The sequence below is a fragment of the Arcobacter sp. LA11 genome, assembly GCF_001895145.1.
In the GTDB taxonomy this organism is placed as follows: domain Bacteria; phylum Campylobacterota; class Campylobacteria; order Campylobacterales; family Arcobacteraceae; genus Halarcobacter.
In genome coordinates this window covers 133,212-144,783 of the sequence record NZ_BDIR01000001.1, presented here as the reverse complement: position 1 = coordinate 144,783, position 11,572 = coordinate 133,212, and the positions used below count along the sequence as shown (strand labels likewise).

The 11,572-nt window shown below is 28.6% G+C and carries 11 protein-coding genes and 1 tRNA gene; 5 read left to right on the top strand and 7 right to left on the bottom strand.

What is annotated here, in order from left to right:
• The first annotated feature begins 116 nt into the window (after nucleotides 1-116).
• Genes BT997_RS00745 through BT997_RS00735 form a run of 3 tightly spaced genes read left to right on the top strand, consistent with a single transcriptional unit; the run spans nucleotide 117 to nucleotide 2,909 of the window.
• Nucleotides 117-539 carry a hypothetical protein gene (locus BT997_RS00745; RefSeq protein WP_072679474.1) on the top strand — a complete coding sequence of 141 codons (423 nt, stop codon included), beginning with the start codon at nucleotides 117-119 and terminating at the stop codon, nucleotides 537-539.
• A gap of 1 nt (nucleotide 540) precedes the next feature.
• Nucleotides 541-2,148: an FAD-dependent oxidoreductase gene (locus tag BT997_RS00740; protein ID WP_072679473.1), complete on the top strand. Its 1,608-nt coding sequence runs from the start codon at nucleotides 541-543 to the stop codon at nucleotides 2,146-2,148.
• Nucleotides 2,145-2,909: a succinate dehydrogenase/fumarate reductase iron-sulfur subunit gene (locus BT997_RS00735; protein ID WP_072679472.1), complete on the top strand. Its 765-nt coding sequence runs from the start codon at nucleotides 2,145-2,147 to the stop codon at nucleotides 2,907-2,909. Before BT997_RS00740 ends, BT997_RS00735 begins: the two co-directional genes overlap by 4 nt.
• A gap of 22 nt (nucleotides 2,910-2,931) precedes the next feature.
• Here the strand turns inward: BT997_RS00735 and BT997_RS00730 are convergent, their stop codons facing one another.
• The 3 genes from BT997_RS00730 to BT997_RS00720 all read right to left on the bottom strand — a co-directional run bounded on the left by BT997_RS00730 (nucleotide 2,932) and on the right by BT997_RS00720 (nucleotide 4,416).
• Nucleotides 2,932-3,990: a TRAP transporter substrate-binding protein gene (locus BT997_RS00730; protein ID WP_072679471.1), complete on the bottom strand. Its 1,059-nt coding sequence runs from the start codon at nucleotides 3,988-3,990 to the stop codon at nucleotides 2,932-2,934.
• A gap of 32 nt (nucleotides 3,991-4,022) precedes the next feature.
• Nucleotides 4,023-4,098: transfer RNA gene (locus BT997_RS00725), tRNA-Val, on the bottom strand.
• A gap of 15 nt (nucleotides 4,099-4,113) precedes the next feature.
• Nucleotides 4,114-4,416 carry a hypothetical protein gene (locus BT997_RS00720; RefSeq protein WP_072679470.1) on the bottom strand — a complete coding sequence of 101 codons (303 nt, stop codon included), beginning with the start codon at nucleotides 4,414-4,416 and terminating at the stop codon, nucleotides 4,114-4,116.
• 156 nt (nucleotides 4,417-4,572) lie between these two features.
• On the opposite strand from BT997_RS00720, the gene BT997_RS00715 reads away from it, so the two are divergent.
• Nucleotides 4,573-5,064: a DUF2628 domain-containing protein gene (locus BT997_RS00715; RefSeq protein ID WP_072679469.1), complete on the top strand. Its 492-nt coding sequence runs from the start codon at nucleotides 4,573-4,575 to the stop codon at nucleotides 5,062-5,064.
• Here BT997_RS00715 and asnB read toward each other — a convergent pair.
• The 3 genes from asnB to BT997_RS00700 form a co-directional block, all read right to left on the bottom strand.
• Nucleotides 5,061-6,839: an asparagine synthase (glutamine-hydrolyzing) gene (asnB, locus tag BT997_RS00710; protein ID WP_072679468.1), complete on the bottom strand. Its 1,779-nt coding sequence runs from the start codon at nucleotides 6,837-6,839 to the stop codon at nucleotides 5,061-5,063. The genes BT997_RS00715 and asnB overlap by 4 nt on opposite strands.
• Before the next feature lie 2 nt (nucleotides 6,840-6,841).
• Nucleotides 6,842-7,744, bottom strand: a complete 903-nt coding sequence (locus BT997_RS00705; protein WP_258239406.1) for an AEC family transporter — start codon at nucleotides 7,742-7,744, stop codon at nucleotides 6,842-6,844.
• Between the two features lie 65 nt (nucleotides 7,745-7,809).
• Nucleotides 7,810-9,390 (bottom strand): inorganic phosphate transporter, encoded by a 1,581-nt coding sequence (locus tag BT997_RS00700; RefSeq protein WP_072679466.1) that lies wholly within the window; start codon nucleotides 9,388-9,390, stop codon nucleotides 7,810-7,812.
• A gap of 267 nt (nucleotides 9,391-9,657) precedes the next feature.
• Here BT997_RS00700 and BT997_RS00695 point away from each other — a divergent pair, with 267 nt between their 5' ends.
• Entirely contained in the window at nucleotides 9,658-9,867 is a 210-nt protein-coding gene (locus BT997_RS00695; RefSeq protein ID WP_072679465.1) for a hypothetical protein, read from the top strand.
• A gap of 17 nt (nucleotides 9,868-9,884) precedes the next feature.
• Here BT997_RS00695 and BT997_RS00690 read toward each other — a convergent pair whose 3' ends face one another.
• Nucleotides 9,885-11,393, bottom strand: a complete 1,509-nt coding sequence (locus tag BT997_RS00690) for a DEAD/DEAH box helicase (protein ID WP_072679464.1) — start codon at nucleotides 11,391-11,393, stop codon at nucleotides 9,885-9,887.
• Between the last annotated feature and the right edge of the window lie 179 nt (nucleotides 11,394-11,572).

Below are 11,572 nucleotides of genomic sequence, written 5' to 3'. Positions count from 1 at the left end.
TCATATAGTATTCTATTATATTTTATAAATATAAAATTGCATTAAAAATATTTAGCTATTGACAAACATATTAAAATCATATTATAATACATACTATAATACGTATAGGAGTAAATATGAATCCACTACAATATACATCTGAAGAGATGTTTTCCTCAACAGAGCTTATAAGAAAGAGTAAAATGGTATTTGATAAGCTTCAAAAAGATGATATAGAAAAAGCTATCATTTTAAGAGATGGGAAGCCTAGCTTCATGCTTCTAGGTTTTGCACAGTATGAAGAAATCATGAGTGAATATATGGCATTAAAAGAAATGTTAGGTAAACAACCTAATAAAAAAACAAATACGTCACCAAAAGAAGTTGTAAATAATCCAATTCCCAAGCAAGATGAAAATATAGAAGATACAAATTTAGATGAAGATGATTTTGAAACAGCCTTAGCGCAAATAGATGAATTAGATTTAGAAACTTTAGAAGAAGATAAAAAATCTGAAGAAGATACTTCAAAGGAAGCATTAAAAGAATTTTGGGAATAAAATGATTGATGTATTAATAATAGGTTCCGGTGGTGCTGGATTAACAGCTGCATTAAATGCAAAAAAAGAAGGAGCAAAAGTCCTTGTTGTTTCAAAAACATATCCAACCCACTCCCAAACTTGTCAAGCTCAAGGTGGAATAAATGCAGTTTTAAAAGAGACTGAAAACGATTCTATACAAAAATATATAGAAGATACCTATAAAGCATCACATAAACTAGGAAATAAAGAATATATAAACTACTTCTGTAGTAATTCAGAAAATACAATAAGCTGGTTAGATTCAATTGGCGTTCCATTTAGTAAAAATATTAAAGATAATATCTCACAAAGAAAATTTGGAGGAACTAAAGCTAAGAGAACATGTTATAGTTCAGATTATACAGGTCTTAAAATTTTGCACACTCTTTATGACCAATGTTTAAAAGAAAATATCGAATTTTATAATGAATATCAGCTTCTTAACTTAATTATAGAAAACAACAAAGCAATAGGTATAACTGCTCTTGATATAGAAACAAGTCAAGTAAAACAAATAAAAGCTAAAACCATAATCTTAGCGACAGGTGGATACGCAGGATTATATTATGGATTTACAACAAACTCTTATTCATCAACAGGAGATGGCATAGCAAGTGCATTAAATGCAGGAGCAAAAATATCAAATATGGAATTTATGCAATTTCACCCAACCGCACTAGAAAACAAAAATATACTAATAAGCGAAAGTGCTAGAGGAGAAGGTGGATATTTAGTTGATAATCAAGGGAATAGATTTATTGATGAATTAAAACCAAGAGATGAAGTTGCACGTGCTATTTATAAAAAATATGAAGAAGGGGAAAAAGTCTACCTTGACTTAAGACATTTAGGACTTGATAAAATAAATGAAGCAATGCCACAAGAAAGAAGACTTGTACAAGAATTCATGCAATTAAAGATGGAAAAAGATTTAATTCCAATAAATCCATCAGCTCATTATAGTATGGGTGGAATAATCACTGATATTGAAGCAAAAAGTTCTATAGAGAATTTATATGCCTGTGGAGAATGTAGTCAAAGTGGCATTCATGGAGCAAATAGATTAGGAGGAAACTCTTTATTAGAAATAGTAACTTTTGGAAAAATAGCAGGGGAAAATGCTGCAAAAAAAGCTAAAAAAGTAAAGATAATAGAAAATACAGATTCAGAACAATTCTTAATTGATAAAAACTATATCGAAGGTATATTTACAAAAGATTCAGAAATAGACTTTTATAAAAGAAAAAAAGAGCTAGGAAAACTATTATTTAAAAATGTTGGACTTTTTAGAGAAGAAAAAAGTATGAAAAATTCTTTAGAAAAAATATTAGAATGGAAAAAAGAATTAAATTTAATAGGGCTAAACGATAAAAGCAAAATATTTAATAAAAATCTAACAGATTTAATTGAATACAAAAATATGATAGAACTAGCCCATACTATTTTAATCAGTGCTTTAAATAGACAAGAGAGTAGAGGAGCTCACTTTAGAATTGATTTTAAAGATGAACTAGAAAACTATGATAAAAACAGCATACTTTTTCTAGAAAATGACTCAATACATATAAAACTTGAGGAAATACAATGAAAATTAAAATTAAAAGATTTGATTTAGAGAAAAATCCTCATCAAAAAACAGAAGAATTTAAAGTAACTCATAATGAAACAATACTAGATTCGCTAATAGAAATAAAAACACAACAAGATAATACTCTTACATATAGATGTGGCTGTAGAACAGGTGTTTGTGGAAGTTGTGCAATAAAAGTAAATGGAGTAGAAAAATTAGCCTGCAAAACACAATTAAATGAAAATGATTTAATTGAAGCAATTAATAACTCAAAAGTACTAAGAGACTTAGTTGTCGATTTATCCCACGAAGAAAAATTTTTAAAAAATAGTAAAACCTATTTAAAAAAACAAAGCAATGAAAAAGTCACATCAAAAGATGTAAAATTAATTGATGTACAGAGTAATTGTATTTTATGTCAGAACTGTTTTAGTTCTTGTCCAGTATATGAAGTAAATAAAGAGTTTTTAGGACCATATGCACTAACTAGAGCTCTAAGATATGTTAATGATAAGAAAGAAGCTAATACACTTGATATAATCAATTCTATACAAGATAATGGCGTATGGGATTGTACCCTATGTGGAAATTGTACTCTAGTTTGTCCACAATTTATAGATCCTAAGACAGATATTATGAATTTAAGAATGAAATCAGTACAAGCAGGATTTGAAGATAAAAGTTTTGCACAATTTAATCAAGGGTTTGATTCAGGTTTTGATAGTGGATTTGATACAGGGTTCAATCCATCTGGAGGCTTTAATCCAAATGGATTTTAGGTTTTCTCAAAAAGAGAAAACCTTATTTTAAATTATCTTTTAAATATAAAAAATCTGACATTCTTGTCCATTCTCTAACTTTTTTCATATAAGCATCTTGATGATTTAAAACTTCTCTTAATTCAGGAGACTTTGCAGATAATTCCGTTCTAAGTTCAGAATTAGCCTTTTTCATAGCATTCATAATCTCTTTTGGAAATGTTTTAACTTGAATATTTGGATATTCAGAACTCATTTTATCCCATGCATTTGCATTCATATCATAATTTTGTGTATACATGTCATATGCTGCAATTCTCATAGAAACAATCATAATCTCTTGTAAATGTTTTGGTAGTTTATCAAAAGTTTTTTTACTAATTAAAAATTGCATTTCAGAAGCTGGTTCATGCCAACCTGTATAATAAAAAGGTGCTATTTTATGGAATCCCATATTAATATCCATTGAAGGGCCAACCCATTCTAAAGCATCAATAGTATTTCTATCTAAAGCAGTATATAATTCACCAGGAGCCATATTAGTTACTTGAACACCAAGTTTTGCCATAATTTCACCAGCAAATCCAGGGATTCTCATCTTAAGACCTTTTAAGTCATCTAAAGTTTTAATTTCATTTCTAAACCATCCACCCATTTGAACACCAGTGCTTCCGCCAGGAAATGACATAAGTCCATGTTTAGAGTAAACTTTTTGCATTAATTCTAATCCACCACCTTGATAAAACCAAGCATACTGCTCAGGAGCAGTCATTCCAAATGGCATAGAAGTAAAAGGTAAAGTTGCAATATCTTTCCCTTTCCAATAATATGAAGCAGAATGACCCATATCATACTGTCCACCTTTAACCATATCTAAAATACCAAGTGGTGCCTTATGTTTATTAGCTGCATCAACTCTAATCTTGATTTGACCATTTGACATTGTTTCTGCAAGCATTGCCATATTTTTTGCCGAATCAATAAGTGGAGAGGCAGTAGGTCCCCATGTTGTAGCCATTTTTAGTTTATAAACTTTTTGTGCTGCAAATGAAGAAGATAATATTAGCGAGGCTAATAACGTAAGTTTTAATAAAAATTTCATCTTTTCCCTTTTATGTGATTTTTATTTGAAAGTGGTGACCATGATTGGACTTGAACCAACGACAACTTCGATGTCAACGAAGCACTCTACCAACTGAGTTACACGGTCTAAATAAAAGAATAACTAAACATTTAAATCATGAAGTTCTCTAAATAAATAAGCTTCAACAACTTCATCAATACTTCTTTGAGTAGGAGCTACAAGTACCATGATATTTTCTTCAATAAATTGCCAAACATATTCCTGTTCATTTATAACAACAACTGTTTCAACCCAACAATCAATATCATTTCTATCTTTATAAAAAGTACAATTAGAAATTTGTCCCTCTTCTAATTCAACAAAAGCCCAATCATTTGAGCTATCAAGAGTAGTTAAAAGTGCTTCATGTCTTTTATTACAATCTACTGGGATTAATAAATTCATCCTATTCCTTTTTAGAGTTTTTTGAATGATATCTTTTTTGACTTTGATAATCTTTAAAACAATTTATACTTGTGTATTTTAACATCTTATTTATAAATATGTAATTGACAAATTATTAAAATAGATTATAATACAATGAATAAACGAAGGGTTAATATGGAAAAATTTGATTACTATAAATTAAGAGATCTATTATCAGCACACTTACAAAAAGAGAATAAAGTAAATATTTATTATCCAAGAGTAGATGCAAACTTAGTAAATGGGAAGGCTTTATTCAATGCTACTTGGTCATGGTGGGCATTTTTTGGAGGTTGGGCTTTCTTTCTTTATAGAAAAATGTATTTAGTTGCTGCAATATTTTTTGTATTAAGTATATTATCAAATGCAATACCTTTTGGAGGGATAATATTAGCAATTGCTTCTGGAATATCAGGATTTTATTTTTATACTATTAAGTTATGTGATGATTTAGAAAAAGCTGGTTATGAAACAAGAGATATTGAGGAAGTTAAAAAGGATTTAGCAAAGCTAGGTGGTTATCATAGTTGGGTTACGATATTTGCTATTTTATTTTATGCATTTATACTTTTCTTTTTCTCTATAGTTCCTGGTGTATTTGCATTTTCACTATATATGATTAATTAGAGATAGTTCTTTTCATACCATTTTGAAAATATAAAAACAGACCATAAATGCTGTTTAAATTTTCTACTCTTTGATAAAGTATAAATCTGTTTTAAATACTCTTCATTAAATAGATTCGTTTCACTATTTACTTTTAAAATAGTATTTAAAATAGAATCTTTGTATTCTTCATGAATCCATTCATTAAAAGGGCTATTAAAGCCTTTTTTTGTTCTATTTATTATTGTTTCAGGAATATATTTTGATGCGACTTTTTTAAGAAGATATTTGTTTGTATTTCCAACTTTTACTTTTGAATCAATTGAAAAAACATAATCAACTAAATTAAAATCTAAAAATGGTGTTCTAACCTCTAAAGAGTTATGCATAGAAACTCTATCAACCTTACTTAATAAAGCTTCTCCTAACCATATTTTTAAATCAATATAACTCATCCAATCTACAGGATCTTTTTTGGGCTTTTCACTTTTAAAAGTAGGAACTTTTTTAAATAGTTTTTTCTTCTGAATATCAGAATAAACTTCTCCAAAAGAGTTATATAAAGTCTGTTTTTTTACTATTCGTCTTAGATATTCACTCTCTTTTGTATTATTTTGTAAAGCACTTATAATAGAATTTAGAAAATCATTTTGTCCACTTGATAAAGTTTTTTCAAAATCATAATAACCCAAAAACTTAGCATAATTATCATAGCCTAGAAAAAGTTCATCACTTCCTTCTCCACTTAAAACAGTTTTTATTCCACTTTTGTGAATCTTTTTTGTTAAAATATTTAAAGGAATTGCTGCACTATCAGCATGGGGTTGTTCTAAAGCAGTTAAAGTATCCTCAAAATACTCTATAAAATCTTTTTTTCCTATTGTTACAGGATTATGATTAGAATTTATATATTTTGCTGTAATTTGCGCAAAATCAAGCTCACAATAGTTTTTATATTCATCATATCCTACAGAAAAAGTATTTATTTTTTTTCCACTAACTTTTGAATAAAGAGCAGAGATTAAAGAACTATCAATCCCTCCACTAAGCAAACTTCCAACTTCTACATCGCCAATAAGCCTACTATCTACACTTTTAATAAGAATATCTTCAATACCTTCTAAAGCAGTCTCTTCATCTTTTATCTTTTTATAAGTATTTATCTTATAAAACTTTTTCTTTTTTAATTCATTACCTTTTAAAATAAAATAAGTTGAAGCTTCCAAAGCCTCTATATCTTTATAAAAAGTATTTTCTCCTAAAGAGACAAAATATTGCATATATTGGGATAAAGCTACTTTATTTAAAGAAGGAGTTGTTCCTAATATTTTTATAATTGAAGTAATAGAACTTGAAAAAATGAATTTATCATCTTTAAGGTAATAAAAAAATGGCTTTTTACCATATCTATCCCTAGCACAAAAGTATAAATTTTTTTTCATATCATAAAGACAAAAAGAGAACATACCATTTAATTTATTTAAAAAGTTCTCTTGATATTTTTGATAAAGTCTTATGATAACCTCAGTATCTGAAGCAGTTACACAATTTAAATTTTCTTCTATATTTAGTTCTTTAAAATTATAAATTTCGCCATTAAAAACTATTAAGATATTATCAAATATCATAGGCTGATTTGCTTCTTCATCTAAATCAATAATTGCAAGTCTTGTATGTCCAAACTCTTTATTATCAATTTTAACTGCATGATTAAAATCTGGACCTCTATTATTTAGATGTTTTAATGCTTCATCAAAATTAGATGATAAAAAATTTGTCCCTAAAATTCCACACATTTCTATATTCCAAAAAATCTATTTATTATTAATATATAAAAGTAAATAAAACCTACAAATACAAAAGAACTAACTAAAACAGAAAAAGTTGTATCAATTGGCTTACAATTGTATAAAGAAGCAAGGTTTACATTATTTACAGCAAGAGGAACTATTAGTTCTAAAAATATAATAGAGCCTATAAAAGGGTCAATATCAAAATATAAAATAGTATATAAACCAATTATAGGTAAAACAATATGTTTAAACAATGAAATATTTAATGATAGTTTCCAATTTGCCGTTTTAACTTTTACTTGAGACATAAATATACCAAAAATCACAAGTTGCATTACAATCGAAGCATAAGCCCCCATAGTGAAAACTTTATCAAAATCATCTCCTAGCTTAAAGCCAAAGTAATTAAAGCTTAGAGCAGCAATTGCGAACCACATAGCAGGTATTTTAAATATCTCTTTTAAAGCATCAGTAAATTTAAATTTATCTCCTGCAAAAAAATAGACTGAAAAAATATAAATAAAGAAAACATTTGCAATATTTAAAATAGAAGTGTAAGGAACAGAGGCTACACCAAAAAGAGCAATTCCAAGAGGAATTCCAAGATTTCCCGTATTTCCAACTAATGATGAAGCCATAAATATAGAATTGTCTTCTTTATCTTTAAATACATTTTTAGCATAAAAGAAAGCTATAAAAAGAGAAATAAATATTGCAACAAAGTAAATTAAAGGGGAAGTAATAAACTCTGCATTTATAGGAGCTCTTGTTAATCCCCAAAAAATAAGAATAGGTTGTAAAAAATATAAGTTTAATAGAACAAAACTCTTTTCATTTACTTGGTCTTTAAAAACTCTTTTAAAGGTAAATCCAATAATAATAAAAAGATAGATTGTTGCAACGGAGATTAAAGCTTCTATGAAAATTCCTTTAAAAAAAGGAATTTTATCATATTGTTATAGTAGGTTAGCTTTTAAGCCATAATACCTTTAATCATAAAGAAAATACAAGCAGATAAACAAGCTGCCGCAGGAACTGTAATTACCCATGCAGCAATAATTTTCTTAACTGCATCTCTTTTTACATATTTAACTCTCTTAGCAGATTTAAAATCTTTTTTCTCTTGTTTAACTCTTTCAACTTTATCTTCAATCTTTTTATATAATTCTGCAATTCTAATATAGTTTGATTTTGATTTTTTTTCTAAAGATTCTAAATTTTTAAGTTCATCTTCATATTCATCTAATTCTTTTTTGTTTTTCTTGAATCTTTTTCTAGTATCAGAAATGAATTTTGCTTCTGTTGAATCTAAATACTCTCTTAAAAATCCAACACCAAATACTCCACCAACTGCAATATGAGTTGAAGAAACAGGAAGTCCAAGTTGAGAAGCAATAATTACTGTAATAGAAGCAGCCATCGCAATAGAGAAAGCTCTAACCTGATCAAGCTCTGTAATTTCAGAACCTACAGTTTTAATAAGTTTTGGTCCATATAAAGCAAGTCCTACTGCAATACCAACAGCCCCAACTGCCATAACCCAAAATGGAATATCAACTTTTTTTGAAATTTCAGAACTCATAACTGCATCATTAATAGCAGCAAGAGGTCCAATTGCATTCGCAACATCATTTGCACCATGAGCAAAAGAAAGAAGTGCCGCTGCAAAAATTAAAGGAATAGTAAATAGTGAATTTACACCAACTCTTGTATTTTCAATTTTATCAGCAGCTTTTGCAACTAAAGGTTTAACAAGAATATAAGCAATTATTGCGATTATTAAAGCAATACCAGCAGCAGTAAAAAAGTCTAATTTAATAATTTTCTTAATACCTTTTAAAATAAGATAAGTAGAAAAAGCCCAAGTCATAAAAGAGATTAAAACAGGAACGAATACTTTTGCAGATGTGACCATATCTTTTTTAAACATGATTTTCTTTTTAATAAAGAAAAGAAAAGCAGCAGCAATAATACCACCAAGAACAGGAGATATCACCCAAGAAGCAGCAATTTTAGCCATTGTTCCCCAGTTTACAATTGCAAAGCCAGCAGAAGCAATACCTGCTCCCATAACTCCTCCAACAATTGAATGAGTAGTTGATACAGGTGCACCAACAGAAGTAGCAAAGTTAAGCCATAATGCAGCAGATAATAAAGCAGCTGTCATAGCCCAAATAAATATATCAGGATTTGTAATCAAAGCAGGATCAATAATTCCTTTTTTAATTGTTTTTACAACATCTCCACCAGCGATAAATGCACCTAAAGCTTCAAATATTGCAGCAATAATAATTGCCCACATAAGAGTCATTGCTTTTGAACCAACTGCAGGTCCTACATTATTCGCAACATCATTTGCACCAATATTCATTGCCATATATGCACCAAATACTGCACCAATAATTAGAAATGTATTATTAGGTACATCTCCATGAGAAGTATAGCTCCATAAAAAAACTAATACAACAAAAAGTAATCCAAGTGAAAGTTTTGCAAAACCAGGAAGTGTTTTCTCAGTTGCCTTATCAATTGTGTCAATCGTATTTATATCCAAAATATCCCTTTTTTGTAACCGATTTGTAATCTAAATTTCGTAGGATTATATTGGGTTTTTATTTACAAAACCTTTAAGTAAGCTTAAACTATTTATTACTAAAATAGTTAAATTATTTAAATTCTCTATATTATATTCTCTGTAAATTTACAAATTTGTAAAATTTTTCATAAAAAATTTGATTAATTTAAAAACTTTCTTGACATTTTTATTTTTTTTCTATAGAATACCTATAAATTATAGAGAAAATATATAAAAGGAGTAAAAATGAGTATTCATATTTTAACTACTGATGATTTTCCAAAGATTGCCAAAATAAAAAAAGAGTTTGATGTTTTTAGAGTTCTACATATAAAAAAAGGGAATTTAAAAATTGTTGAGTTTTTTAATAAAGATGGTGCCTTTAGAGGATTTGGAAGAGACACAAAAGCAGCATATAAAAAAGCTAAGAAAGCTTTAAAAAAACACTACAAATAGTAGATGACGAAGAGGGATTAACCTCTTCTATTATCTCTGTTACCGTTTCGATTACCAGATCTACCACCTCTGTTTCCATCACGACTTCCACCAGATCTACCGCCTCTGTTTCCACCTCGACCACCATTTCTGTTTCCGCCTCTATATCCACCTCGGCCACGACCTCGACCTCTTGAATCTCTATCTCCGCCAGAATCATTTTTTAATCTTTCAAATAATCTTTCAATATCTGTTTCTGACTTACCAATATAATTGCTACCTTTTACATAAGTAGCGTTTGTTAAAATTGATGCTAATTTATGAGCAATAGTTGATAAATCAAAATCTTCTTTTAAAGATTCTACTAAATCAATTCCAGAATCATAAACTTTTTGATTACCAATTTTTGATTTTAATGTATTTGTTTTTTTCTCTTTTACAGAGTTAATATTTGGAACAACTTTTGCTTCTAATTTTCCACCAGTTGTTTTTTGAATTTTTTGAATCATTCTAAATTCATGTGGAGTTACAATTGAAACTGCAACACCTTCTTTTCCTGCACGTCCAGTTCTTCCAATTCTATGTACATAAGACTCTGAATCAAAAGGTAAGTGATAATTAAATACGTGAGATACATCATTTACATCAAGTCCACGTGCCGCAACATCAGTTGCAATAAGAACTTCTAATGTACCTTTTTTAAATGATTTAATTACTTCTTCTCTTTGTCTTTGCTCCATATCACCATGAAGACCTTTTGCACTATGACCTTGAGATACTAAATAAGTAGATAATCTATCAACTTCTTTTTTTGTTCTACAGAAAATGATAGATTTTTCAGGATTTTTAAAATCGTATAATCTAATTAGCGCATCATCTCTCTCATATTCGTCTACTACGTAAAATGATTGAGTAATTTTTGAGTTAGTAACTTCTGATTTAGTTATTGTAATAAATTCAGGTTCTACTAAAATATTTTGAGCAAGTTTTTTAATTGCTTGTGGCATAGTTGCTGAGAAAAGTAATGTTTGTCTCTCTTTTGGAATATATGTAAAGATTTCTTTAATATCATCTAAAAATCCCATATCTAACATCTCATCCGCTTCATCTAAAACAACATATGAAGGACTAATATTAATTTTCTTACCTTTTAAAAGGTCAATTAATCTTCCTGGTGTTGCAACAATAATTGATGACCTATCAATATTTCTTAACTGCATATTATATGATTGCCCACCATAAACAGTTGCTGTATGTACACCACAGTTTTTACCAAATCTAAATAATTCGTCAGATACTTGCATAGCAAGTTCTCTTGTTGGAACAATAACTACAGCTTCAACACCTTTGTTTCCTTTCATCATATTAATAATAGGAAGTCCAAATGCTGCTGTTTTACCAGTTCCTGTTTGTGCTTGACCAACAATATCTTTACCTTGTAAAACTACAGGAATAGCATCTTTTTGGATAGGACTTGGTTCTTTAAAACCTGCATCATCGATCGATTTTTGTAAATTTGCTTTAAAATTAAAGTCTTTAAAAGTCATTTGTTACCTTTTTAAATGTCCCATAAAAAGGTTCCTGAAAAAATTTACATTTTTTTAGGTTACCTTACAAAGGGACTATATTTTCAATTTCTTTTAACAGTGAAATAAATTCCACTTAAAGAAACAAACTCGAAGGTATCCTTTTTAAAACATATTTAAAAAGGTAACCTTAAGGGGAG